This window comes from Paenibacillus sp. WG02 (genome assembly GCF_055396115.1).
The window spans coordinates 3,508,338-3,532,922 of the sequence record NZ_AP036016.1; the positions used below are offsets into that span (position 1 = coordinate 3,508,338).

Here is a 24,585-nt window from a genome sequence, read left to right on the forward strand (position 1 = left end):
GCTTTTTCTTAGTTGATGCTAAGTATAAGTTCTTTACTTTGCTTTGCATCAACCTTGATAAACCGTCCGTCCCTGAGGCCGGCGGAGTTGTTTATCCTAGATAGAAAGGAAATACCCCTATGTTAGTAACCTATGCGGCTCCAACCGCTGTGTATATTCATATCCCTTTTTGCACGAACAAATGCCATTATTGCGATTTCAATTCTTATGTACTCAAAGGCCAGCCCGTTATGGAGTATCTGGATGCGCTTGAGCGCGAGATGGAGCTTACGGTTAGAAATAATCCACCGATCAAGGTGGAAACGATTTTCGTGGGCGGGGGAACACCGACGGTGCTGCTTCCTGATCAAATGGAGCGGTTTCTGCGCATGGTTCGTACGTATTTTCCGGCAGATAGCGCAGAAGTTGAGTTTTCCATGGAAGCAAACCCAGGAACAACAGACGAAGATAAGCTGGCCGTTATGAAAGAAGGCGGTGTCAATCGGATTAGTTTCGGTGTGCAATCTTTCAATAATGATTTGCTGGCCGCAATTGGACGAATTCATAATACAGATGACGTGCATCGAAGCATCGCGAATGCCAAAAAGCTAGGTTTTGATAACCTCTCCATTGACTTGATGTTCGGGCTTCCCAAACAAACGGTAGATATCATGCAGGCTACTTTAGATGAGGCTTTATCTCTGGATCTCCAGCATTACTCCATCTATAGCCTAAAAGTAGAAGAGAATACGTTGTTTCACACATTATTCAATAAGAATCAACTGCCTCTTCCAAGTGAAGATGAGGAAGTAGATATGTACGAACTCATCATGAAGAGGCTAGAAGCAGCTGGTTATAAGCAATATGAAATCAGCAACTTTGCTAAACCGGGTCGAGAGAGCAGGCACAACTCAATGTACTGGCGCAATCGTTCCTACTATGGACTCGGTGCAGGGGCTCATGGGTACATGAATGGCCAGCGTCATGTGAACGTGAAGGGAATTCAACCTTATATCGATGCTTCAAAGGTAGGCTTGCCGATCATGGAACAATTTGAGGTAACGCGGCAGGAAGCTATGGAAGATTTCATGATGGTTGGTTTGCGATTGCTGGAAGGTGTACGGAACGCGGATTTTATCGATCAATTCGGAACCACCATCGAATCGCAATTCGGGGAAACCTTGAATGGCTGGCTGCGAAAACAGCTGCTTGAACAAACGCCGGATGGGTATCGATTGTCCAAACATGGCATCCTGCTTGGCAACGAAGTCTTTGCATCATTCCTTGCCTAGACGAGTAACATAGGGAGACCTGTTTGGATCCAAATTTGATGCAAAAAACTCTTGTGCAAATATACGCTTTATTGTATATTTATACATGAATCCACAAGCGAATCAGCGGCAAAGCCGTAGTGGCGCTAGCGTGGGTTTTATGCATTTTTGTTGCGATTGGTGGGATGACAGTGAATCTATCAACTACAGTGTCCGTTAGGAAAGCTTCGATAAGCGATATTGAGAAGCTGCATGATATTATACAAGGGTATGCCAAGCAGGGAATTATGCTGCCTCGGAGCAAAGAGATGCTGGAGGAGCAGATTGACACTTTCGTTGTCGCTGAATCGGATGGCTTGCTGATTGGCTGCGGTTCCCTTACACGGCTTGGGCCTGATCTTGTTGAGATTCGCTCACTTGGGATGACCCCTGGCTACAAGGGGCAAGGAATTGGCGGAAAACTTGTGAACTTCTTAGTTGAAGAGGCAAGGAGCCAAGGAATTATTAAAGTGATGGCGCTCACGTATGAAGTCGCTTTTTTTCAAAAAAACGGCTTTACCCTCGTGCCAAAAGATATTTTCCCGGAGAAGGTTTGGAAAGATTGTATGCATTGCAAAAAACAGTATTGCTGCGATGAAATCGCCGTACTTAAACGATTGGATTGACTTGACAACAGACCTTAGGGTCTGTTATTTTTGTATTAGGATTTAGCACTCACTAAATACGAGTGCTAACGAAAGTGGCAAATAGTGATTTGTGAAGAGGAGGGGTACCTTATGTTGACGGAGCGTCAGCGCATGATTTTAAGTGCTATCATTGATGATTATGTTCGTTCAGCAGAGCCAATTGGTTCGCGAAGTATTTCGAAGCGGGGCAATGTCGGATTCAGTCCGGCGACGATCCGTAACGAGATGTCTGATCTCGAAGAAATGGGTTACTTGGAGCAGCCCCATACGTCCGCAGGCCGTATACCCTCACACAAAGGTTATCGCTATTATGTCGATCATTTGCTTCAACACGGTACCTTGCATAATAACGATTTGGACTCCATGAAGGGTGCTTTTGCCGAACGCATTCAAGAGATGGAAGGTGTGATCCAGCATGTTGCGGGAATGCTCTCCAGTCTTACGAATTATACATCGATCGTGCTTGGCCCTGAGGTATTCAGTACAACGCTGAAACACCTGCAGATTATCCCGCTTACAGAGACGACAGCCGTAGCCATTATTGTTATGAATACGGGTCATGTGGAGAATAAAACAGTTTCCATTCCTGAAGGTATACGGATGTCTGAGATCGAGAAGGTCGTTAATATTCTGAATGCTAAGCTTAAAAATGTACCGTTGATTGAGTTTAAATCTAGGCTTTATAATGAAATTTCGAGCGAGTTAAGCAAATATGTGAATGGGTATCAAGAGCTTCTTGCGGTTGTGGAAAGCGTGCTTCAAAGCAATGAGAAGGATCGCGTCTTCCTAAGCGGTATGACGAATATGTTGACCCAACCCGAGTTCAAGGATGTTGACAAAGTGAAGAGCATCTTTGATCTATTGGAAGAAGCACCAACCCTCATCAAACTGTTTACATCGGCAAATGAAGGCATTGAGATTAAAATTGGTGCTGAAAATAGTATTGAAGCTATCAATAATTGCAGCTTAATAACGGCCTCGTATTCGATTGGCGATAAGCCTCTTGGAACGATAGGAATTTTGGGTCCTACCCGAATGGAATACGGCAGGGTCATTAGCTTAATGGAGCATTTGTCGAAGCATCTCGAAGTCGTTCTAGGGCGTTGGTATGGCAAATGAGCGGAATGAAAACAGTTCATAGCGAGGGTGAGGAACGTTACTCAACGCTTGTCAACAATGCTGCTGCTGTAAGAGCGATTTGTTCGGCAGTTGAGGGGACGCTTGGACCCAAGGGTCTCGATACCATGTTGGTCGGCGGGCAGGGTGAAGTAATCATTACCAATGATGGTGTAACTATTTTGGAAAAGATGGACGTCACCCACCCCGCGGCCAGGTTGATGATTCAGGTCGCGCGCAGCCAGCAGCGCCAAATCGGCGACGGGACAACGACGGCAACGGTTCTTGCCGGAGCATTGGTGCAGGAAGGCGTCGCTCAGGTGACGCGCGGCGTACCGGTTGCGAAGGTCGTCAGCGGCATGCTGCAAGGCATCGAGTTGGCGGTCAAAAGCTTACAGAGCCGAAGCCGCGCGATCATCGGCTTAAGTGATAGCGCGCTGAAGCGCATTGCTATCACGGCCGGTAGGGAGCAGGCGGATATCGCAAAGCTCATCGTTCAGGCCGCCGAAGCGGTCGGCGAGGCGAAGCTTCGCGAAGACGGATATCGCTTCGCAGACAGCGTGCTCGCCCACGAAGAGGCGAGCAGCGAGGTATGGACCGGCATTCTGCTGAACCAGAAGCCGATGAACTTGCATCTCGAGCACGAGCAGCGAGATGCTCGAATCCTCGTGCTGCATGATGCCTTGGAGCCTGAGGCGGTCAGCGAGGAAGCGCTGGTCACCGAGGCAGGCTTCCAGCGCTACATGCAGCTGCGAGAGCAGTTCCGCAGCAGCTTAGGCTTGCTGCTGGAGCTTGGCGTCGGGCTGATCGCATCCGACCGCGGGGTTGACCCCGAGGCGGAGCAGTTCTGCTCCGACCATGGTATTCTCGTGCTGCAGCGGCTGTCCCGCAGGGACATGCAGCTGCTCAGCGAGCATACCGGCGCTAGGCCGGTGCGGCGCACGGCGCTGCGCAAGAGCGCGCCGGAGCTCGGCGCCGCCCTCGGGCACGCGGGCTATGCCGCGTACGACGAGCGGCTGGAGCGCGTGCGCGTAGCGCGGGGTCACGGGGAGCAGCACGTGACCGTGATCGTTGGCGCCGCGACACGCGAAGCGGCGCATGAGCGCTCGCGCATCGCGAAGGACGCTGCGTCAGCCGTTCAAGCCGCCGTACGCGGCGGGTACTTGCCCGGAGGCGGCGCCGCGGAGATGGCGGTCGCCCATGATCTCGAGCGCGTCCGCGAGACGATGAAGGGCATGGAAGGCTTCGGGGTTGCCGCTGTCGCAGGGGCACTTCGCAAGCCGGTGGCTCAGATCGTCGTCAATGCGGGATATAATCCGCTCGAGAAGGTTGAAGAGCTGAAAGCCGCGCAGATTGCGCTGGAAACCGACAGCCTTGGTATCGATTGCGATACCGGACAAGTGACTGACTTCTTGGAAGCAGGCATTGTGGATCCAGCTGATGTGAAAATTCACGCTCTTCAAGCGGCTGGAGAAGTCGCTGCCGCTGTGCTGCGTATTCATACGGTCATTAAAATGAAACAGCCTTTTGAAGAGGCCTAAAGATGGGCAAACTGACGTCAGAGAGATTATGATGTATTATTTTTAGGAGGTGAAGGACAATTGAGTACTGGAGATAACAAAACAGCAGAGCAAGACGTAAACACTACATACGCAGCCGAAGGCGAGCAAGCCGCTGAACAGCAAGAAGCGGTGAGCCAAGATTCGCAAGCGGAGGTTTCTGAAGAAACCAAAGAAGTTAGCGAATTGGAGACGGCGCGTATGCAAGCAGAAGAAAACTATCAGCGTTTATTACGCGTTCAAGCGGACTTCGACAACTTCCGCCGCCGTGCTAGAGCGGAGAAGGAAGATTTCGCGAAATACGCTTCGCTTAAATTGATTGAACAGCTTTTACCGATTGTAGATAACTTCGATCGCGCGCTGTCTTCAAGCAAAGAGACGAAGGATTTCGACGCTTTGGTGAAAGGTCTGGATATGACTTACCGAGGCATCGATCAACTGTTAACAGCAGAAGGGCTTAAACCGATCGATTCCGTAGGTCAACCGTTCAATCCGGAATTCCACCAAGCAGTAATGCAGGTTGAATCCGAAGAGCACGAAGAAGGTATCGTGGTAGAAGAACTGCAAAAAGGCTATATTCTCAAGGATAAAGTCATTCGACCTGCCATGGTCAAAGTTAGCGTGTAAGAGATCTTATTTTTCTCAACATTCAAATAAACGAAATGTTCCATAGGAGCAAAAGGAGGCAGCTTTACATGAGTAAAGTAATTGGTATTGACTTAGGTACAACAAATTCTTGCGTTGCCGTAATGGAAGGCGGCGAGGCCGTCGTAATTCCTAACCCGGAGGGTAACCGTACAACCCCTTCCGTTGTTGGTTTTAAGAAAGATGGCGAGCGTGTTGTTGGTGAAACAGCAAAGCGTCAAGCCATCACAAACCCAGACAAAACAATTAGTTCCATCAAGCGTCACATTGGTACTAACCACAAAGAACACATCGATGGCAAAGATTACACGCCACAAGAAATCTCAGCCATTATCCTGCAAAAGCTGAAAGCTGATGCTGAAGCTTACCTTGGTCAAACAGTAACGCAAGCCGTTATTACGGTTCCTGCTTATTTCAATGACAGCCAACGTCAAGCTACGAAAGATGCGGGTAAAATTGCCGGTCTTGAAGTTCTTCGTATCGTCAATGAACCAACTGCTGCAGCACTAGCTTATGGTTTGGAAAAAACAGAAGATCAAACGATTCTCGTTTATGACCTTGGTGGCGGTACATTTGACGTATCCATCCTTGAATTAGGCGATGGTTTCTTCGAAGTTAAAGCAACGAGTGGAGACAACAAGCTTGGCGGCGACGACTTCGACCAAGTCATCATTGATTACCTCGTAGCTGAATTCAAAAAAGAGCAAGGCATCGACCTTTCCAAAGATAAAGCAGCAGTACAACGTTTGAAAGATGCAGCTGAAAAAGCGAAAAAAGAGCTTTCCGGCGTTTTGACAACAACCGTTTCCCTACCGTTCATTACAGTCGCTGACGGCGTTCCTCAGCATTTGGAGTTGAACCTAACTCGTGCGAAGTTCGAAGAGCTTTCCGCTCACCTTGTTGAAAGAACACTTGGACCAACTCGTCAAGCACTGCAGGATTCCGGTTTGTCCACTAGTCAAATCGACAAAGTTGTTCTTGTCGGTGGATCCACGCGTATTCCAGCGGTTGTCGATGCGATCAAAAAATTGACGGGTAAAGAGCCTCATAAAGGCGTTAACCCAGATGAAGTTGTTGCTCTTGGCGCAGCTGTTCAAGCTGGTGTATTGACGGGTGAAGTGAAAGACGTCGTTCTTCTTGACGTAACTCCTCTTTCCTTGGGTATCGAAACAGCGGGTGGCGTGTTCACGAAAATGATCGACCGCAATACGACGATTCCTACAACGAAATCACAAGTGTACTCCACTTATGCAGATAACCAAACTAGCGTAGAGATTCACGTGCTTCAAGGTGAGCGTTCGATGGCTAGCGGGAACAAAACACTAGGCCGTTTCATGCTTGGTGACATTCCTCCGGCTCCACGCGGCGTTCCACAAATCGAAGTTAGCTTTGACATCGATGCGAACGGTATCGTTAACGTGTCTGCACTTGACAAAGGTACTGGCAAAAGCCAAAAAATTACGATCACTTCTTCCAGCGGCTTAAGCGATGCAGAAGTTGAACAAATGGTCAAAGATGCGGAAGCTCATGCTGAGGAAGACCGTAACCGTAAAGAGCTTGTTGAAGCTCGCAACGAAGCGGATCAACTCGTCTATTCCGTTGACAAAACGATCAAAGATCTTGGCGATAAAGTAGACCAAGGCGAGATCGACAAAGCGAACGCTGCAAAAGAGAAAGTAACAGCTGCTCTAGCTGGTAACGAACTCGAAGCGATCAAAAAAGCAACAGAAGAGTTGACAGAAGTCATTCAACAACTTTCCGTGAAGCTGTATGAGCAAGCTGCTCAAGCTCAAGGTACTGGAGACGGCGCGGCTGGTGCTGGCGAAGCCCCTAAAGGCAGAGAAAATGTTGTAGATGCCGACTACGAAGTAGTTGACGAACAAAAAAAATAAACATATCCTAATTAAATATGAAGTTTAAAAAGTTGACTTTGATAACGATGTTTTTTCATGAAGTATCTCGGCATCGAAGATTGAACGAAAATCGGGAAGTCCGGTACTCACGTAGGTTTGCCTACGCTCCGTTCCTCCTTCACCAATTTTCGTCCAATCTTCTCGGTTCTGAAAGCCAATTTTTAAACCTGTATTTTATTAATCAACGAATAGTCAAAGCCATCTGGAGTTTCTCCGTGGCTTTGACTTTCCGTTTGTAGTCTTGAACATGGGAGTGGAACAATGAGTAAACGTGATTATTATGAGGTGCTTGGGCTAGGCAAAGATGCATCGCAAGATGATATCAAGAAGGCTTACCGTAAAATGGCTCGTCAGTATCACCCTGACGTGAACAAAGCCGCAGATGCGGAAGATAAATTCAAAGAAGCGAAAGACGCTTATGATGTTTTGAGCGATGATCAGAAAAAAGCCCAATATGATCGCTTTGGTCATGTAGATCCTAACCAAGGTATGGGCGGCCAAGACTTCAGCGGCGGCTTTGGGGATATTTTTGATATGTTCTTCGGCGGTGGCGGCGGTGGAAATCGTCGTAACCCGAATGCTCCGCAGCGTGGGAACGATTTGCAATACACAATGACGATTGAGTTCAAAGAAGCGATTTTCGGGAAAGAAACCGACATCCATATTCCTAGAACTGAAAACTGTGATACGTGTAACGGATCCGGTGCTAAGCCAGGTACGAAGCCGGAGACTTGCGGCGGTTGTCATGGCAGCGGGCAGCAGGAAGTGGTACAGAATACAGCGTTTGGCCGTATTGTTAACCGTCGTGTATGTACGGTTTGTAATGGCCAAGGGAATATCATTAAAGAAAAATGCGGAACGTGTCATGGTGCTGGCAAGGTGAAAAAACAGCGTACCATCCACATTAAGATTCCTGCTGGTGTCGATGATGGAGCACAATTGCGTGTATCCGGCGAAGGTGAAGGCGGAACTCGTGGAGGCCCTGCGGGCGATCTTTACGTCGTTATTCGTGTGAAAACACATGAATTCTTTGAACGCGAAGGCAATGACGTCTATTGTGAAGTGCCATTAACCTTCATGCAGGCAGCGTTAGGTGATGAGATCGAGATTCCAACGCTTACTGAGAAGGTTAAGCTCAAAATTCCTGCTGGTACGCAAACCGATACGTATTTCCGCTTAAAAGGCAAAGGGGTTCCTCACCTTCGCGGCTTCGGTCAAGGGGATCAGCACGTGAAAGTGATCGTGATGACGCCAACGAATCTGAGCGAAGAACAAAAGGATTTGCTCCGTCAATTCGGTAAGCAAAGCGGCGAGAATACGCATGAGCAGAGCCAGTCTATTTTCGAGCGTATGAAAAGAGCCTTCTTAGGCGATTAGAATCTTATAAGAGTAAGGAAACACTCCATTGGGGGCTTTTTACAGAATTAGATCTGTTGAGAGCTACTGGTGGAGTGTTTTTGTTTACTGTTACTAGCAATCAGTTTACATTTAGCAAATAAATAGTCAAATATTTTACACAGCGCATACGTTCCAATAACTTCCTCTTAATCTCTGAACCTTATGATAGATAAGGTGAGATACTATTTTTGGAGGGAATACAACTTGAAAAAAAGTCTAAAACAAATCATGGGTTCCGGTTTAAGCATTTCTTTATTGGCAGTAAGCGTAGCGGGAGCGGCATCAGCTGCTGAAACGACAACTACATCGCCTACAACACCTACGACAACGGCGCAATCCAAGAATTTGATTGTCCTTATCGGCGACGGCATGGGTCCGGCAGAAGTAACGGCTGCAAGGTATTACTCCAAAAAGTTTTTAAATAAAGACCGTTTAGAGCTGGATGGCGGTTATTATGTGGGGAAAGCAACTACATACTCGCAAGCAGGCCCATACACAACAGAGTCCAGGAGCGGTAACTGACTCAGCAGCAGCAGGGACAGCCTTCTCGACTGGAAATAAAACGTACAATAACGCAATCAGCGTATCGAACGGTGAGGTTGCAAAGCCGTTTGGTTCAGTTGTTGAAGCGGCTATTAAACAAGGTAAAGCAACTGGTCTCGTTACAACAGATAGTATTGTTGGGGCAACACCAGCTGTGTGGGCTTCCCACGTTCGTCAACGCGGCAATCAAAATGCCATTGCTTCCCAATACCTGAATAGCGGTGTGAATGTATTCTTTGGCGGCGGTAAAACAAACTTCATTACGAAGGATGAGAAAGGTAAGCGTACGGACAAAAACATCATTCCTGATTTTGAAGCGAAAGGCTATAAAACAGCTTATGATAAAGCTGGATTAGATGCAATTCCGGCAACTGCAGGCAATGCTCTTGGACTTTTTGCTCTTAATGAAATTCCTTATGTGCTTGATCGTGATGATAAAACGCCTAACTTGCCACAATTGACTCAAAAAGCACTTGATATCTTATCGCAGAATAAAAATGGCTTCGTCCTAATGGTAGAGCAAGGTCGTATTGACCACTCCGGTCATGCGAATGATCTTCCTGCTAATATTCAAGAGACGCTCGAGCTGGACGCTACGTTCAAAACATTAGTGGATTTCGCGAAAAAAGACGGCAATACATCCGTTGTTGTAACGGCTGACCATGAAACAGGCGGTTTGTCCCTTGCTAGAGACAACGTGTATGAATTGAATGTGGATCTGTTTAACAAAGAGAAGCACTCTTATGAGTATTTGGACGCGATATTGAAAACAGCACAAACGGCTGATGATGTACGTAAAATTGTTGCGGATAACATGGGCTTCACAGATTTGTCTGATGAGGAAATTGCTCTTATTCTTAAAGGCGACGGTTCATCTTACGGTCGTGGCGGCGGTTACAACGCAGTCGTTTCCAAACGTCTGGCTGTTGGCTGGACAGGGCATGGTCATACAGGAGTCGACGTAGGCGTATGGGCTTACGGTCCGATCGCTTCCCTTGTAAAAGGCGATATCGATAACACGGACATTGCAAAAAGTGGCGCTAAAGTGATTGGTGCTGATCTGACTGCAGCAACAAAAGAACTGCAAGATAAATATTTGTACCCGCTTTTCAAAGTAACTCGTGATAATAAAACGTTGTTTACAGCAAGATCCCTTGCTGAATCATTAGACATCAAAGTAACTTGGGACGAGAAAACGAAAACGGTTGTCCTTGCTAAAGATAGCCAGCAATTATCGGTTCTAGTTGAAACTGGCGCCATTACGGAAAATGGTGCAGCAAGCTCCTTGGTAGGCAATGTGGACAATGGTAAGTTGTATCTGCCTTTAGAAGCATTCAATAAGTTAACAGGTAAAAGCTTCACATGGGATTCCGCTAGTGAGCGTATTCTGAAAAACTAGCAGATCAGGTAAAAGAATGGACAGGGGATAACACTACCCTTGTCCTCTTTTCCTATTTTAGACCAATGGACTTGGAGGACAGTTATGATTGAGATAAAGGGGATTTCTAAGTCTTTCACAATTCACGGAAAAAGCTTGCCTATTTTGAGCGTTTCTAAGTGGCAGGTCCAGCAAGGGGATAGATTGGCTCTACTAGGGCCAAGTGGAAGCGGGAAAAGCACGCTGCTGCACTTGCTCAGCGGTGTGATGCAGCCTGATCAAGGTGAAATTTGGGTTAACGGTTTGCCGCTCCATACGTATTCGGAAAGCAAACGAGATCGTTATAGAGCCGAGCATGTAGGCTACATTTTTCAAGATTTTCACTTGATTTCATCTTTGACCGCCAAACAAAACGTGGAACTTATTGTTCCACAAGACTGGACGAAGAAGCAAACCAAAGATCAAGTAGACTATTGGTTTGAAAGAGTCGGACTGAAGGATCGTCAGCATCATCTGCCTTCTGAACTATCTCGCGGTCAGCAGCAGAGGGCTGCAATTATACGTGCAATCATCGCGAAGCCACAGCTAATATTGGCTGATGAACCTACAGGCAGCCTGGATTGGGAAACTGCGGGGGATATCATGTCCCTGCTGTTAGACATATGTGAAGCGGAAAAGCTGACATTGTTGACCGTCACGCATGATTTGCATTTAGCAGATATGTATCCTACACGGGTTCATATTCAGGATATCAATGAACTTCCGAGGAGAGAAGCGGTATGAAATTAATCACCCTATTGTGGCATAATGTTATTCACCGCAAAACGCTTTCTCTCCTCACGATCTTCTCCGTCACTGTGACGGTCGCTCTTGTTGTCTTCCTACTGCTCTGTAGTAATGGGATTGAACAAGGGGCGGAGAAAGGATATGGTCCTTTTGAAGTGACGATTGGCGCAAAGGGAAGTGCCTCTCAGCTGGCTCTGAACACGTATTATCATATCGGCGCTCCGACAGGCAATGTTCCATATAAGCTGCTGGAAGATGTGCGCAAAGATGAGTTCGTTGATCGTGCTTACGCAATGACGACAGGAGATAACTATAACGGTTTTCCGATTGTCGGGATGGAACCTGAATATTTCGTAACCCGTTATGGCTCCGATAAGCAAATGGCACAGGGGAAATTATACGATAAGCTTGGTGATACCATTGTTGGTGCACATGTAGCTAATTCGCTAGGGCTTCATGTTGGGGATAAGTTTCAAGGCGCACATGGACTGGTTCAAGGTGCGGTGGATGACGATGGAGATGCAGCTGATGAACATGATCACCATCATAGTTTCACCTACACAGTTGTAGGCATTTTGCCTCCTCTGATGACTTCAGACGATCGAGCTGTCTTCACAACACTTGATTATGCATGGGCTGTTCACGAGAGTCAGCAAGGGGATAACAAGGAAGTTACAACGATTTTGGTCAAACCAAAGTCACTGTTGGGTGCGCAGTCGATTAAAACGAAGTTCGGACAAATTAGCAATGTGCAGGCGATCTATACAAGTAAAGCAGTTGCTGATGTCGTGAATGTCGTAGATAAGGGAACACAAGCGCTGAGTGTTGTAACTGTTATCTGCATTTTGCTTGCCGCAGGCTCCATTTTGCTCTCTTTGATTGCTGCTGTAAATGAGCGAAAAAAAGATGTTGGTTTACTACGGCTTATTGGAAAATCAAAGAGATTCATTTGGGTTTCTCTGATCGGTGAAGGAGTTCTCTTAACCTTCATTGGACTGATATGCGGTATATTGGTAGGTCATGCCGGAGGATATTTAAGCCGCGAAGCTGTATTCGAATACTCAGGCTTGCAAATTCAAACATGGCATTTCATGCCAGGGGAGGGGCTGCTCGTCGTGGGAACCTTGTTGATAGGTGTTCTTGCTTCCGTAGGACCCGCTCTTCAAGCTTATCGCGTGGACCCTTTGCAATTATTTAAGTCTTGAGGTGGTCAGTATGAAAATAAGGCAATTTATTATAGGATTCGGCATAATTACTATAGTTTTATCAGGTTGTGGTCAAAAGAAAACGGAGCCAGCAGGTCAGTCATTTGGCAGTGCTTCCCAAACAACGATCGCTTCAGTCAGCCCATCTAACAGTCCGAGCCCCAAGGAAACTCCGGCCGTCAGTAAACCTGCTGTTTCGGAAACACCTGAAGCAGTAGTTCCATCCTTGACGCCGAAGCCGGAAAAGGAAGCGGCAGCCTCCACTACTGCAGATAATAAGCCAACCACGCTTCCTTCTCCCAAAGTGTCAGAGCATCCTGCTTCCGTTGAGGAAGGGGCAACTGCTAAGGCTGCGAATACGGCAGCAACACCTTTGGTGGAGCCCAAGCAGACAGAAGAGCAGGCTAATGCCAAGAAGAAGCCTGCGAGTTTATCGAATGAAATCAACTGGACGCAGTTTTTTGATAATGATAAGCAGGATAAACCCTCTGAGAAATTTTGGGATATGAGCGGTAAAACGGTACAAATCAAAGGCTTTATGGGTGAGGTGCTTTCCTTTGATAAGCACTGGTTTCTATTAATTCCTAAGCCTGGCGCAGAATGTCCATTTGATAATGGCGATGAAACATATTGGAATAAAATCATGATCGTGTTTGTCCCAGACAATGTAAAACTGCGCTATACCTCTGGTCCGCTGCTCATCACAGGTAAGTTGGATGTAGGAGTCAAACTCGATGAATCGGGCTACAAAACAATGTTCCGACTTTACGATGCTTCATTTGAGAAAATAAAGGAATAATCTCGTCCGTCGATTGTATAATAATGACTCTCTAAGGCAAACTAAAAACTGGATTTTATTACGACAGCTTTTTAGGAGGTTCAAAGATGAGCGAGAACAACAAGCAGCAAGTGAAGAGTGGCGAACTCCCTGTCGTCAAAAATGAAGATGTCGAATTCGCGGCGGAAGTCGCTGACGAGAATGATTTCGAGGCGGCTGAGAGAGCGCAAGCAGCTGATTACAGACAGGAAAAACAATAATGGCGGAGAAAAGTATTCTCGCCTATTTTCATTCACCGGAGCAAGCAGAGGGAGCAGCTTCCAAGTTGAAAGCGCTGCGAGCTATTGACGTTCAGGTAGATCGATTCGGCAGATATGCTGGCTGCGGGTTGCAATCCGCGATGAATCCTTATGCGGGGGACTTTGGAAGCTTGGGTACGTTAACCCAGGCTGCGGATGTATCTACGCCGGATGAAGGGATTCTGATTGCAGCAGATCCAGCGGCAAGCGGTTTAAGTGACGGTGGAGGTGGCGGTGTAACTGGAATTGACATTATACTAGCTGCCGTCATCGATGATGCTGTATATGAGCAGGCTGTACGTGTCATTCAAAGCGCTGGCGGAACTATGTAAGCATAAAAAGCATCTGATCAAAAGGCAAATGCCTTTATGAACAGATGCTTTTTTTATATAGGAATGTGCTTATGGCCCACTCATGATTTCAACAAGTTGGTCTGGATGATTCGTTATAATGCTGGAGACACCGAGTGCAAGCATCTGCTTCATGATCGTCGGTTGATTGACCGTCCACACGTAGACTTCTTTGTGGTGTAAGGCAGCTTGCTTCAAGAAATCTTCGTTGACTAAGGGGTATGCGGCAGATACAACCTCGTAGTCTTGGTTATCCCATAAGCTGCTCAGATCCGAGTTCTGGCTTACAATGAGGCCTGTCTTGATTCGCGGATTAAGCTTCTTAACGGTATGGAGTACGCCGGCATCAAAAGAAGTCACGGTGCATTGTTTCTCAAAATCATGGGATTGGATGACGTCAACAGTTTTCTCGGCTAAACGCTTTCCGTGTCCGTTATTTTTCATTTCGATATTCAACTTGATCTGGTCCTTGGCTGTCTCGATCACTTCACTCAATGTGGGTACACGCTCATTCTGGAATTTGGGACTGAACCAGCGGCAGGCGCTGGCTTCTTTAAGTTCAGATGAGGTAGTTTCCCACATATTTTTGTTAATTCCCGTTGTGCGAAGAGCATTGTCATCGTGCATGACCATAACGACTCCATCAGAAGTTTCTTGGACGTCAAGTTCAGCATAACCGGCTTTGTCGGAGATCGCTTGGCGGAATGCACGAAGTGTATTCTCGGGCGCAGCTGCGGAGCTTCCTCGATGAGCGGTGACCTGGCTATAGTTGTCAGCAAGTAATGTTGCCGCAGTGAATGGTGCTGTCAGCATCAGGGTGAGGATAGCAATCAATAAAAAAAGTGTTTTGAACATGGCAAGACTCCGTTCTAGGAAGAAATGAAAGCGTAACGGCCGATAACCCTGCTGTCTACTTTTTCAATTTATCATGAAGGTATTAGGAAGTTGTTAGGAAGTAGAAAATTATTAAAACGCTTACATATCGTGCGCCATTTTACCCAAGAAGCGAAGTGTAGTACAATAAGCAATGTGAAAATAGCCCAAATAGCCGATGAGGCTTGGTTTATTTGTAAGTGATAACCGACAGGAGGAGCAATACCGATGCTTTGGCAGGAATTAACTGTACATACAACAGAAGAAGCAATAGAAATGATTACGAACTTTGTTCATGAACTGGGCGCCAGGGGGCGTTTCCATTGAAGAATCAGGGACCTTAAACAAAGAGAGAGATACCTCGTTCGGTCAATTGTACGAAACGCCTTTTAACGATATCCCAGAAGGTAGAGCCGTTATTAAAGGTTACTTCTACCATGGCACTGATATGGAGCCTATCATGGCTAACCTGAAGGAATCTGTCGAGCAGCTCAAAGAGTTCGATATCGATACGGGAAATCCAACCTTTGAATTAATAGAAGTAGACGATGAGGATTGGGCGCATGCTTGGAAGCAGTATTTTAAACCTATTCGCGTGTCTGACCGTTTGACGATTAAACCAACATGGGAAGAGTATACGGCTTCGCCTGATGAATTGATCCTGGAGCTTGATCCTGGGATGGCCTTCGGTACTGGCACGCATGCCACAACGTCTCTTTGTTTGAAAACACTGGAGAAGGTACTTAAGCCTGGTGACGACGTCATTGACGTGGGAACCGGTTCGGGTATTCTTTCGATTGCGGCTGCGAAGCTAGGTGCGAAGCATGTGTTAGCAGTTGACTTGGATCCTGTAGCTGTGACGAGTGCGCTTGATAATACAAAGCAGAATCAACTCGAAGATAAGATTACTGTCAAACTTAGTGACTTACTAGGAGTACTGAAAGAAAGCGAGACTGAAGGCGCTGCGCAGCTTGGTGTCACCATTCCTGTACAACTGGTTGTCGCGAATATTTTAGCTGAAGTCATTGTACTGTTCGTAGATGATGTGTATGAAGTCTTGCAGCAGGGTGGTTACTATATTACCTCAGGGATTATTACAAACAAAGAAGCTGATGTTGAAAAAGCACTAATTGCAGCCAAATTTACGATCGTAGAGAAAAACTATGATTCGAATTGGGTTGTGATTGTAGCTAGAAAGCTGTAGGTGTCCATACATGGGAGGATTATTGTTTTATGACTGGAGTACATTACCGTTTGTTATTCTAGTCCTCGTTCTTTCTTTTACTATTCATGAATTTGCACATGCGTATAGCGCCTATAAATTAGGAGATTCTACGGCTTATCAGTTCGGCAGAGTTTCCTTAAATCCGATGGTTCATCTAGATTTGTTCGGTACGATTATGCTCTTGATTGCTGGCTTTGGTTGGGCGAAGCCTGTACCTGTGAACCGCGGCAATTTCAAAAGCCCCCGCTTGATGGGGATTATCGTAACCGCGGCGGGGCCGCTCAGTAACTTGATCTTGGCATTTATCACATTATTTGTTATAGCTTTATTTCAAAAATATGGCTGGTTAGAAGGCATGACTGTGGGAAGTGCTGCAGCTATGCAAGAATTTCTGAGTAAGATGTTAAGTATTAATTTAACCTTGTTTCTGTTCAACTTAATTCCGATTCCGCCATTAGATGGTTATCGAATTATTCAGGATCTCGTAGATCTGAGATACACGGAATCGTTGCAAAAGTTTGAACAATGGGCATCGGTCATTTTCCTATTAGTTGTATTTGTAAGACCGTTACGTCAAGTGACTTTAGATCCCTACTTAAGTTTGGGTGGAGACATCGTCCGTATTTTATCAAAGCCGATTGTTTGGATCTTGGGGATGTAACGATTCCAAATTCAACCCGTTGTAGATTTCCACGACCAAAAAAGGTATGATGGTGAGTGGAAGTTTCACTTCAATATCGAAATGAACGAAGATAGAGAGGCTTAGACTATGCAGCGTTATTTTCTCCCGCCTGAGCAGTTTCACGAAGCTACACATACAGTCACTATAGAGGGAGACGATGCGCATCATCTGATACGAGTCATGCGAGCAGATATTGGAGATCAGATTATTTGCAGCAATGGCGTAGATCGTGAAGTGCTCGCTCGTATTTCCGAGCTGGATAAAGGGCATGCGACCGCGGAAATCGTGGAAGAACTGCCTATGAATGCTGAAGCGGCTGTTCAGGTGTGGATTGCACAGAGCTTGCCCAAAGGCGATAAGATGGAACTTATTATTCAAAAAGGGACCGAGATCGGTGCAGCGCGGTTTCTTCCTTTTTTATCAGAACGCACGATTGTGCAGTACGATGCAAAGAAAGAAGCAAAGCGCACCGAACGTTGGCAGAAGATTGCCAAGGAAGCGGCGGAGCAAGCTCACCGAAACCGAGTGCCGCAAGTCGATTCCGTTTATTCTTGGAAGCAGCTGCTGCAGCGTGCAAAGGAAGCGGATGTCGCTTGGATTTGCTATGAGAAGGAAGATGGTCAGCAATTAAAACCTGCTATTCAGGAAGCGCAAGCTGCTGGTAAACTAGGGCCAGGAAAACAAGTGTTGATTGCGGTAGGCCCTGAAGGCGGATTTACGGAACAGGAAATTAAGCAGGCTGAAGAGGCTGGCTTCGCTTCCGTGTCGCTGGGTGCACGCATTTTACGCACGGAGACTGCAGCAATGGTAGGTCTTACGTGTCTTTTCTATGAAACCGGAGAGATGGGAGGATAAGCGTTATGGCAACGGTAGCGTTTCATACATTAGGTTGTAAAGTTAATTTCTATGATACAGAGGCCATTTGGCAGTTATTCAAAAATGAGGGTTATGAGCAGGTAGATTTCGAGAATACGGCAGATGTGTATGTCATTAATACATGTACGGTTACGAATACAGGCGATAAGAAGAGCCGCCAAATGATTCGCCGTGCGATTCGTCGTAATCCAGAAGCGATTGTAGCTGTAACTGGTTGTTACGCGCAGACGTCGCCCGCAGAAATTATGGCAATTCCAGGCGTAGATATGGTGATTGGGACGCAGGATCGGGAGAAGATCATTCCGCTTGTGAAACAATTTGAGCAAGATCGTCAGCCGATCAATGCTGTGCGCAACATTATGAAAACACGTCAGTTCGAAGAACTTGATGTGCCAGATTTTGCCGATCGGACAAGAGCTTTTCTTAAAATCCAAGAAGGCTGCAATAACTTCTGCACCTTCTGCATTATTCCGTGGTCGCGCGGATTGATGCGCAGTCGTGAACCGCAAAGTGTTATAGCGCAAGCTGAGCAGCTTGTGGCAGCAGGTTATCAAGAAATTGTACTGACGGGTATTCACACCGGTGGTTATGGTGAAGATATTGAAGATTACAGCTTGGCGAAGCTGCTTTGGGACCTGGACAAAGTCGAAGGCTTGAAACGGATTCGTATATCCTCGATTGAAGCTAGCCAAATTACAGATGAAGTTATCGAAGTTCTGAAGTCCTCGGACAAAATGTGCCGTCATCTGCATATCCCGCTGCAAGCTGGCGATGATCAAGTTCTCGCACGGATGCGCAGAAAATATACAACAGCGGAATTCGCTCGCAAGATCGAACGTCTTCATGAAATCATGCCGGATGTTGCGATTACGACGGATGTCATTGTTGGTTTTCCAGGTGAAACCGAGGAAATGTTCCGTGAGGGCTACAAGTTTATGGAGCAAATGAAGTTCTCCGAAATGCACGTTTTCCCTTACTCCAAACGGACAGGAACTCCTGCTGCGCGGATGGAAGATCAAGTGGATGAGGAAATCAAAAATGCCCGCGTACATGAGCTCATCGATCTTTCTGAGAAAATGCAGCTTGCCTATGCACAAAAATTTGTTGGTGAAGTCCTAGAAGTCATTCCGGAACGCACTTATAAAGGTGCTCCTGACAGCGGATTGTACATGGGTTACTCCGATAATTATGTGCAACTAGTGTTCCAAGGCTCAGAAGACATGATCGGTCAAGTTTGCCGTGTCAAGGTAACGGAAGCCGGCGTTAATGAAAGCAAAGGACAGTTGGTTCGTGTTTTGGAAACGGCTAATGTAGTGAATTTGTAATGAATTTCTCTTAAGGCTATAAAACCTGCCTCTAATCGTAGTCGCTCATATTGAATGACTACGCTAGAGGTTTTCTCATTAAAGGGTTTAAATATGGAAAATTACAAAAATAAAAAGATGAGGTGCATCAAATGACTACGTTGAGCGCGAAAGAAATTGCTAAATACATTGACCACACGCTATTAAAACCAGATGCGAGCACGGCTGCAATCCACAAATTGTGTGAGGAAGCTGCAAAGCACCAGTTTTTTAGTGTTTGTGTAAATTCTCTGTTTGTTGGAACGGCAAGTAAAGCACTAGAAGGAACAGGTGTAAAAGTTGCTGCAGTTGTTGGCTTCCCGCTTGGCGCTAGCTTGAGCGAAGTGAAAGCTTTTGAAGCTGCTAAGGCTGTAGAGAATGGTGCCGCTGAAATTGATACCGTGCTGCCGATCGGATTATTGCTTGAAGGGCAGTATGATGCTGTTCGTTCTGACATTAAACAAGTTGTGGACGCTGTAAAAGGCAAAGCGATTGTAAAAGTAATTATGGAAACGGGTTTCCTAAATGATGAGCAAAAAGCAGCAGCTTGCCGACTTTCTGAAGAAGCAGGCGCTCATTTTGTTAAAACATCTACTGGCTTTGGCCCAGGCGGGGCTACGGTGGAAGATGTTCGTTTAATGCGCCAAAACGTATCCGATACGATTGGTGTGAAAGCATCGGGTGGCGTTAGAGACTTGCCAACTGCGATTGCTATGATTGAAGCAGGGGCAACCAGATTAGGGACAAGCTCAGGTGTTTCTATTGTGAGCGGAACTCAAGACGCTTCCACATATTAAAATAGCATAACGGCAAGGCGAGCAAGGAACATACGATATTGAATATCGTTTGGGAACGGGCAATTTGTTCGGAAGGATTATTCGCGAGAAGGGCTGAAAGGCTTACGAGCTCATGGATGAAGGGGTAGAATAGGACCGCACCTCCTACATTGAGGAGGATATGCGACCAGGCGACGTATCGCCCGGCGCGGGAACTGCTCATCCCGGCGATGAGTGCGGTCACACAGGTGCCCACATTGGCACCGATGGTGATCGCTACGCCAAGTTCGACGGGAATGCCCCCGACAGCTGCGAGGCCCATCGCCATCGCAATGACAGCAGCGCTGCTGTGTACTAGCGCGGTGACCGCGGCGCCGGCGATGACGCCCCACAGCAGACTGTGCTGCGCCTGGAGCACGAACCAGGCGAACAGGCCTCGGGACTGCAAGGCTGGCCCGATGGTTTGCATGATCTCGATGCCGAGCAGCACGAGAGAGAAGCCGCTGAGCGCAAGCGAGCCGTAGCGGACGCTGCGCAGCCAGCTGTGCCCGCCGATGTTGGCGGGTGAGATGGTTGTCGCCGCGAGCGGTCGCGCGGCGGCAGCAGCGGGGGCGCCATCCTGCGGCAGCGGCCCGGCGAGCCAGCTCGCCAGCCAGACGGCGGCGCTCACGAGTAGCATCGGTACGCCGATGCCTCCGAGGCTGAGCCCGATCAGCTCGGTGGTGAGGCACGTGCCGATATTCGTCCCGAGAATGACGCCGAGCGTTCTCGGGAAGCTTAGTACGCCAGCGCCTACAAGGCCGATGGCGATTACGGTAATGGCGGTGCTGCTTTGGAGCGCCGCCGTGAGTACAGTGCCGGTGGCGAGGCCGCGTACCGGCGTGCGGGTAAACCGCTCCAGCCACCGCTGGAGGCGGGGGCCTGCCCACCGCTGAAGCGCGGTTTCCATCAGCTTCATACCAAACAGAAATAGAGCTAAGCCTGTCAATACAGGCAGTACTATGGTATTTATCATTGCAGCAGATCTCCTTTGCGAGCTTGCTAATCATTTTTCAACCAATATATGTGACCGTACAGACAAGCATGACAAGCAAGCTGATGAGAGTGAACGGTTTCACACAAAGGACGGCTAAAAGCATAATGGCAGCAGTATTTTTACATAAGAAACGCAAACCTCGTTTAGAGCAAGGACACCCTTGGGTATACAAAAGTGAAATCGAGCGTGTAGATGGTGAGATCGAACCAGGACAACTAGTTCCAGTTCAAACGCATCTCGGCCAATACCTAGCAACGGGTTATTATAACGAGGCTTCCCAAATTACAGTCCGGATCGTATCCTACAAACCGCTTGAAGCGATGACAATGGAATTCTTCGTCGAGCGGTTTACGCGCTGCTTGGAGCATCGCAAGCGCTTTGTGAAAGATGCGCAATCTTATCGCTTGGTTTATGGTGAAGCCGACTTTTTACCGGGGCTCATTGTAGATAAATTTGAGGATACGCTGGTTGTTCAGATTCTCACGATGGGAATGGATCGTTGCAGAGAACAAATTGTTGCTGCATTGGTTCAGGTTGTGAAGCCAACGGGCATATTTGAACGCAGTGATGTTTCGATTCGTGAGCTGGAAGGTTTGAAACAGACCAAGGGATTACTGTATGGCGAGTGCCCCAAGCATGTTGATATTTTGGAAAATGGCTTGCGCATCCGCGTTGACATTGAAGAAGGTCAGAAAACCGGTTATTTCTTTGACCAAAGAGAGAATCGCGCAGCCATTGCTCCCCTTATGACAGGATGGGGCCATCGCAGCGGCATTGAACTGAAAGTAGTTGAGGAAGATGGCGTAAGCCTGACACGCCCTGTGAATGCGAATGGCAAAGTCGTTTCCTTTCCCTATTGGGATGGCGCGTCGGTACTGGAATGTTTCTCCCACACAGGTAGCTTCACGTTAAACGCATGTAAATTCGGTGCGAAAAAAGTAACCTGCCTTGATATTTCGGAGCATGCGATTGAAAGTGCGCGGACGAACGTTGCTTTGAACGGTTTTGAAGAACGCGTAGAGTTTGTAGTCGCAGATGCTTTCGAATACTTGCGTACACAAGTCAAAGGCTTGGATGAGCGGAAGGTTCGTGCCAATGCGGGCAGCGGTAAAGCTAAAGTGGATACGTCGAAGCCAGTTGCAGAGGGTGGACGGACTTGGGATGTCGTCATTCTTGATCCTCCTGCTTTCGCTAAAACGAAGAGCGCCGTTGAAGGCGCCTGCCGCGGATACAAGGATATCAATCTCCACGGCATGAAGCTTGTGAATGAGGGCGGCTACTTGGTAACAGCAAGTTGTTCGTATCACATGCATCCTGAGTTGTTCCTAGAGACCATTCACGCGGCGGCGACGGATGCAGGTAAAATTCTGCGTTTAATCGAGTTCCGTGAAGCAGGTATGGATCATCCTCGCATCCTTGGAGTAGATGAGGGACATTACTTGAAGTTTGCTATCTTTGAGGTACGGAGTAAATAGAACAGCGGACAGATCGGACTTTGAAAAGCGAGGCTAATGAGCCTTGCTTTTTTATTTGGTCCACCGAGGTATTGAAATTTATTGTAATAGTGTGGGAATGGTGTGAAAGCGCAATGAGAGGTCGAAAATGCACTTTCAGATGATCTAGTAAACTAGCACGTTGCGTCCTGAGAAAGCAGAAAAGGCAGTCTCGGAAGCCCGAGTGGGGCGAAGATGGCGCGAGACGTCTGAAAAGAACTTCTCAGCTGCTGAGAGCAGGCAAGTTAGCGGGTTTGCGTCCTGAGAAAGCAGAAAAGACAGTCTCGGAAGCCTGAGTGGGGCGAAGATGGCGCGAGACGTCTGAAAAGAACTTCTCAGCTGCTGAGAGTAGGCAAAGTAGTCGGATTTTTGATATGTACAGTATGACAAAGTTGAAGAGTTAATATTTAATTATCAGAAATAGAATTTGAAAAGGATGGAAAGAAGGTAAAACAAAAGAAACTTTGAATACATACATACCCAATGTAATTTATAATCTCCTCAGAGTAAGATCCCACTTCAAACAAATGAATTGGAAAAGGAGCAAAACAACAAATGAATACTTTAAAGCAACCTCAAAAGATCTTAGGTCGGAACGTGATTAGTACCCTGGAAACCGTGGATATTCAGACTGGCGAACGAAAGGTTTTGGCCCATTTCGACGATCTAATCGAAGCGCCTAACTGGACGATTGACGGCAAGCGGCTCATTTATAACAGCTTAGGTCGCCTCTACTCCTTCGACATTGCCACGCTAGAAAGTACGATTATCGATACGGGGTATGCCACGCAATGTAACAATGACCATGTGCTGTCACCAGACAATACTCACATCGCGGTAAGTCACCATACGCAAGAGGACGGTCATTCGCGCATTTATGTTTTACCTTTAAATGGCGGCAATCCGGTCCTCATCACACCAATGGCACCCAGCTATCTGCATGGCTGGTCGCCAGACGGGAGCACATTAGCTTATTGTGCCGAGAGAAACGACCAGTACGATATCTACACCATCCCGGTAAGTGGTGGCGTCGAAACGCAGTTGACGGATTCTCCCGGTCTTGATGACGGCCCCGAATACTCACCGGATGGAAAGCACATTTGGTTCAACTCCGTACGTTCAGGCCTTATGCAGGTATGGCGAATGAAAGCCGACGGCAGTGAACAGACACAAATGACATTTGATGAAAGCAACAGCTGGTTTCCGCATATTTCTCCTAATGGAGAGTCCGTAGCCTTTCTGTCCTACGGTAAGGATGATGTCGCCCCTGGAGACCATCCAGCGAATAAGCATGTAGAAATTCGACTGATGTCTAGCGCTGGTGGAGAATTTCGTACGCTGGTTAAGCTGTTCGGGGGCCAGGGTACAATTAACGTTAACTCTTGGTCGCCGGATAGCAAGCAGCTGGCATTTGTCAGCTATCAGCTAAAGGTTATTGACTAATTTGTGAGATGAGGTTCACTCGAATGAAGCTATTTCCTCCAAAAGTTAACAGCTATCCGATTTTTTTGGGCAAAGTAAAGGAATGGAATTTGACGCAATAACACTGGAGGTAGGTACTGAATGAGGAAAATTGCTGCGATTACTGGAGGAGGTCAAGGCATTGGACGTGCCATTGCCATGGCTTTCGCCCAAGAAGGATATGGTATTTCTATTGCGGATATCGATAGGGAAGCTGGCTTGGAAACCGTTGATCTCCTTCGCCAATATACCGACGATGCGATGTTCATGGAGTTGGACGTGTCCAAGGAAGATGAAGTACGTGATTGGATAGAACGAACCGCCACTGATCTTGATGGAATCGATGTGCTTGTAAATAATGCAGGTATTTTTCAAATGGCAGATGTATTAGAGCTCTCGGCAGAGCAGTTTCAACGTGTTCTTTCTGTCAATCTGAGCGGGACTTTTCTCTGTTCACAAGCAGCTGCTCGAATGATGAAGAAGAAGGGTAGAGGAGGTTCTATCATTAACATGGCGTCTACAAGGGCTTTCATGTCAGAACCGAATACGGAGGCTTATTCTGCTTCCAAAGGTGGAATTGCTGCATTAACGCACGCAATGGCCGTCAGTTTAGGGGGCTATGGTATACGCGTAAACTCAATATCACCGGGGTGGATCGAGGTAAGAGAATGGCAGCTCTCTTCACGGAAGGAAATCGTTGTCCATTCGGAAACGGATCGAAAGCAACACCCAGTAGGCCGGGTGGGAGACCGGAGGACATCGCGGCTGCTTGCCTTTATTTATCTAGTGAAAAGGCTGGATTCATCACAGGTCAGAATCTAACGATTGATGGTGGGATGACCATTAAAATGATTTACGCAGAAGATTAGGTTATTGCGGAACGTAGATGCCTTATTTTGATCAAAAACGCGTAT

Annotated in this window: 22 protein-coding genes and 2 pseudogenes; 22 read left to right on the forward strand and 2 right to left on the reverse strand. The window is 47.1% G+C overall.

From position 1 onward, the window contains the following. Positions 1 to 119 precede the first annotated feature (119 nt). From hemW to ACBP55_RS15615, 14 genes are all read left to right on the forward strand, one after another. Positions 120 to 1,271 (forward strand): radical SAM family heme chaperone HemW, encoded by a 1,152-nt coding sequence (gene hemW, locus ACBP55_RS15550; RefSeq protein WP_464652689.1) that lies wholly within the window; start codon positions 120 to 122, stop codon positions 1,269 to 1,271. A 164-nt stretch (positions 1,272 to 1,435) separates the two neighbouring features. Next, positions 1,436 to 1,915, forward strand: coding sequence for an N-acetyltransferase (locus tag ACBP55_RS15555; RefSeq protein WP_029193543.1), 480 nt, complete (start codon positions 1,436 to 1,438; stop codon positions 1,913 to 1,915). A 111-nt stretch (positions 1,916 to 2,026) separates the two neighbouring features. Next, complete coding sequence (hrcA, locus tag ACBP55_RS15560) at positions 2,027 to 3,055, forward strand: heat-inducible transcriptional repressor HrcA (RefSeq protein WP_029193542.1); 1,029 nt, start codon at positions 2,027 to 2,029, stop codon at positions 3,053 to 3,055. After that, a complete protein-coding gene (locus ACBP55_RS15565) occupies positions 3,052 to 4,593 on the forward strand; it encodes a TCP-1/cpn60 chaperonin family protein (protein WP_464652690.1) in 1,542 nt (513 codons plus the stop codon). Before hrcA ends, ACBP55_RS15565 begins: the two co-directional genes overlap by 4 nt. Before the next feature lie 60 nt (positions 4,594 to 4,653). Next, a complete protein-coding gene (grpE, locus tag ACBP55_RS15570) occupies positions 4,654 to 5,238 on the forward strand; it encodes a nucleotide exchange factor GrpE (RefSeq protein WP_029193540.1) in 585 nt (194 codons plus the stop codon). A gap of 68 nt (positions 5,239 to 5,306) precedes the next feature. Then, positions 5,307 to 7,148, forward strand: coding sequence for a molecular chaperone DnaK (gene dnaK, locus ACBP55_RS15575; RefSeq protein ID WP_464652691.1), 1,842 nt, complete (start codon positions 5,307 to 5,309; stop codon positions 7,146 to 7,148). A gap of 282 nt (positions 7,149 to 7,430) precedes the next feature. Continuing rightward, on the forward strand, positions 7,431 to 8,546 hold the full coding sequence (dnaJ, locus tag ACBP55_RS15580; protein WP_464652692.1) for a molecular chaperone DnaJ: 1,116 nt from the start codon (positions 7,431 to 7,433) through the stop codon (positions 8,544 to 8,546). Positions 8,547 to 8,771: 225 nt separating this feature from the next. After that, positions 8,772 to 9,089, forward strand: coding sequence for an alkaline phosphatase (locus ACBP55_RS15585; protein ID WP_464652693.1), 318 nt, complete (start codon positions 8,772 to 8,774; stop codon positions 9,087 to 9,089). After that, complete coding sequence (locus ACBP55_RS15590; RefSeq protein ID WP_464652694.1) at positions 9,022 to 10,509, forward strand: alkaline phosphatase; 1,488 nt, start codon at positions 9,022 to 9,024, stop codon at positions 10,507 to 10,509. The genes ACBP55_RS15585 and ACBP55_RS15590 overlap by 68 nt, the downstream gene beginning before the upstream one ends. 84 nt (positions 10,510 to 10,593) lie before the next feature. Beyond that, positions 10,594 to 11,271, forward strand: coding sequence for an ABC transporter ATP-binding protein (locus ACBP55_RS15595; RefSeq protein WP_464652695.1), 678 nt, complete (start codon positions 10,594 to 10,596; stop codon positions 11,269 to 11,271). Next, positions 11,268 to 12,479, forward strand: a complete 1,212-nt coding sequence (locus ACBP55_RS15600) for an ABC transporter permease (protein WP_464652696.1) — start codon at positions 11,268 to 11,270, stop codon at positions 12,477 to 12,479. The genes ACBP55_RS15595 and ACBP55_RS15600 overlap by 4 nt, the downstream gene beginning before the upstream one ends. Before the next feature lie 10 nt (positions 12,480 to 12,489). Further along, positions 12,490 to 13,278, forward strand: a complete 789-nt coding sequence (locus ACBP55_RS15605; protein ID WP_464652697.1) for a hypothetical protein — start codon at positions 12,490 to 12,492, stop codon at positions 13,276 to 13,278. Between the two features lie 86 nt (positions 13,279 to 13,364). Continuing rightward, complete coding sequence (locus ACBP55_RS15610) at positions 13,365 to 13,517, forward strand: YfhD family protein (protein WP_464652698.1); 153 nt, start codon at positions 13,365 to 13,367, stop codon at positions 13,515 to 13,517. After that, positions 13,517 to 13,888: a hypothetical protein gene (locus ACBP55_RS15615; RefSeq protein WP_464652699.1), complete on the forward strand. Its 372-nt coding sequence runs from the start codon at positions 13,517 to 13,519 to the stop codon at positions 13,886 to 13,888. The genes ACBP55_RS15610 and ACBP55_RS15615 overlap by 1 nt, the downstream gene beginning before the upstream one ends. A 69-nt stretch (positions 13,889 to 13,957) precedes the next feature. Here ACBP55_RS15615 and ACBP55_RS15620 read toward each other — a convergent pair whose 3' ends face one another. Beyond that, positions 13,958 to 14,761, reverse strand: a complete 804-nt coding sequence (locus ACBP55_RS15620) for a glycerophosphodiester phosphodiesterase (RefSeq protein WP_464652700.1) — start codon at positions 14,759 to 14,761, stop codon at positions 13,958 to 13,960. Between the two features lie 246 nt (positions 14,762 to 15,007). On the opposite strand from ACBP55_RS15620, the pseudogene prmA reads away from it, so the two are divergent. From prmA to deoC, 5 genes and pseudogenes are all read left to right on the forward strand, one after another. After that, positions 15,008 to 15,983 (forward strand): annotated as a pseudogene (gene prmA, locus ACBP55_RS15625) (50S ribosomal protein L11 methyltransferase). Positions 15,984 to 15,993: 10 nt separating this feature from the next. After that, a complete protein-coding gene (locus ACBP55_RS15630; RefSeq protein ID WP_464652701.1) occupies positions 15,994 to 16,665 on the forward strand; it encodes a site-2 protease family protein in 672 nt (223 codons plus the stop codon). 108 nt (positions 16,666 to 16,773) lie between these two features. Continuing rightward, positions 16,774 to 17,541, forward strand: a complete 768-nt coding sequence (locus ACBP55_RS15635) for a 16S rRNA (uracil(1498)-N(3))-methyltransferase (protein WP_464652702.1) — start codon at positions 16,774 to 16,776, stop codon at positions 17,539 to 17,541. A 5-nt stretch (positions 17,542 to 17,546) separates the two neighbouring features. Next, a complete protein-coding gene (mtaB, locus tag ACBP55_RS15640; RefSeq protein ID WP_464652703.1) occupies positions 17,547 to 18,887 on the forward strand; it encodes a tRNA (N(6)-L-threonylcarbamoyladenosine(37)-C(2))-methylthiotransferase MtaB in 1,341 nt (446 codons plus the stop codon). Between the two features lie 131 nt (positions 18,888 to 19,018). Continuing rightward, positions 19,019 to 19,702 (forward strand): deoxyribose-phosphate aldolase, encoded by a 684-nt coding sequence (gene deoC, locus ACBP55_RS15645; RefSeq protein ID WP_464652704.1) that lies wholly within the window; start codon positions 19,019 to 19,021, stop codon positions 19,700 to 19,702. Here deoC and ACBP55_RS15650 read toward each other — a convergent pair. Continuing rightward, positions 19,665 to 20,696 carry a Na/Pi cotransporter family protein gene (locus ACBP55_RS15650; RefSeq protein ID WP_464652705.1) on the reverse strand — a complete coding sequence of 344 codons (1,032 nt, stop codon included), beginning with the start codon at positions 20,694 to 20,696 and terminating at the stop codon, positions 19,665 to 19,667. The two genes, deoC and ACBP55_RS15650, sit on opposite strands and share 38 nt — an antisense overlap. 125 nt (positions 20,697 to 20,821) lie before the next feature. Between ACBP55_RS15650 and ACBP55_RS15655 the strand changes: the two genes are divergently transcribed. From ACBP55_RS15655 to ACBP55_RS15665, 3 genes and pseudogenes are all read left to right on the forward strand, one after another. After that, complete coding sequence (locus ACBP55_RS15655; protein WP_464652706.1) at positions 20,822 to 22,192, forward strand: class I SAM-dependent rRNA methyltransferase; 1,371 nt, start codon at positions 20,822 to 20,824, stop codon at positions 22,190 to 22,192. A gap of 573 nt (positions 22,193 to 22,765) precedes the next feature. Beyond that, positions 22,766 to 23,653 carry a TolB family protein gene (locus ACBP55_RS15660; protein ID WP_464652707.1) on the forward strand — a complete coding sequence of 296 codons (888 nt, stop codon included), beginning with the start codon at positions 22,766 to 22,768 and terminating at the stop codon, positions 23,651 to 23,653. Between the two features lie 177 nt (positions 23,654 to 23,830). Continuing rightward, positions 23,831 to 24,540 (forward strand): annotated as a pseudogene (locus ACBP55_RS15665) (SDR family NAD(P)-dependent oxidoreductase). Positions 24,541 to 24,585: the final 45 nt, after the last annotated feature.

Coding starts and splice junctions, on each gene's coding strand:
- hemW (WP_464652689.1), top strand. CDS start 120: ATGTTAGTAACCTATGCGGCTCCAACCGCTGTGTATATTCATATCCCT.
- ACBP55_RS15555 (WP_029193543.1), top strand. CDS start 1,436: ATGACAGTGAATCTATCAACTACAGTGTCCGTTAGGAAAGCTTCGATA.
- hrcA (WP_029193542.1), top strand. CDS start 2,027: ATGTTGACGGAGCGTCAGCGCATGATTTTAAGTGCTATCATTGATGAT.
- ACBP55_RS15565 (WP_464652690.1), top strand. CDS start 3,052: ATGAGCGGAATGAAAACAGTTCATAGCGAGGGTGAGGAACGTTACTCA.
- dnaK (WP_464652691.1), top strand. CDS start 5,307: ATGAGTAAAGTAATTGGTATTGACTTAGGTACAACAAATTCTTGCGTT.
- dnaJ (WP_464652692.1), top strand. CDS start 7,431: ATGAGTAAACGTGATTATTATGAGGTGCTTGGGCTAGGCAAAGATGCA.
- ACBP55_RS15590 (WP_464652694.1), top strand. CDS start 9,022: ATGTGGGGAAAGCAACTACATACTCGCAAGCAGGCCCATACACAACAG.
- ACBP55_RS15595 (WP_464652695.1), top strand. CDS start 10,594: ATGATTGAGATAAAGGGGATTTCTAAGTCTTTCACAATTCACGGAAAA.
- ACBP55_RS15600 (WP_464652696.1), top strand. CDS start 11,268: ATGAAATTAATCACCCTATTGTGGCATAATGTTATTCACCGCAAAACG.
- ACBP55_RS15605 (WP_464652697.1), top strand. CDS start 12,490: ATGAAAATAAGGCAATTTATTATAGGATTCGGCATAATTACTATAGTT.
- ACBP55_RS15610 (WP_464652698.1), top strand. CDS start 13,365: ATGAGCGAGAACAACAAGCAGCAAGTGAAGAGTGGCGAACTCCCTGTC.
- ACBP55_RS15615 (WP_464652699.1), top strand. CDS start 13,517: ATGGCGGAGAAAAGTATTCTCGCCTATTTTCATTCACCGGAGCAAGCA.
- ACBP55_RS15620 (WP_464652700.1), bottom strand. CDS start 14,761: ATGTTCAAAACACTTTTTTTATTGATTGCTATCCTCACCCTGATGCTG.
- ACBP55_RS15630 (WP_464652701.1), top strand. CDS start 15,994: ATGGGAGGATTATTGTTTTATGACTGGAGTACATTACCGTTTGTTATT.
- ACBP55_RS15635 (WP_464652702.1), top strand. CDS start 16,774: ATGCAGCGTTATTTTCTCCCGCCTGAGCAGTTTCACGAAGCTACACAT.
- mtaB (WP_464652703.1), top strand. CDS start 17,547: ATGGCAACGGTAGCGTTTCATACATTAGGTTGTAAAGTTAATTTCTAT.
- deoC (WP_464652704.1), top strand. CDS start 19,019: ATGACTACGTTGAGCGCGAAAGAAATTGCTAAATACATTGACCACACG.
- ACBP55_RS15650 (WP_464652705.1), bottom strand. CDS start 20,696: ATGATAAATACCATAGTACTGCCTGTATTGACAGGCTTAGCTCTATTT.
- ACBP55_RS15655 (WP_464652706.1), top strand. CDS start 20,822: ATGGCAGCAGTATTTTTACATAAGAAACGCAAACCTCGTTTAGAGCAA.
- ACBP55_RS15660 (WP_464652707.1), top strand. CDS start 22,766: ATGAATACTTTAAAGCAACCTCAAAAGATCTTAGGTCGGAACGTGATT.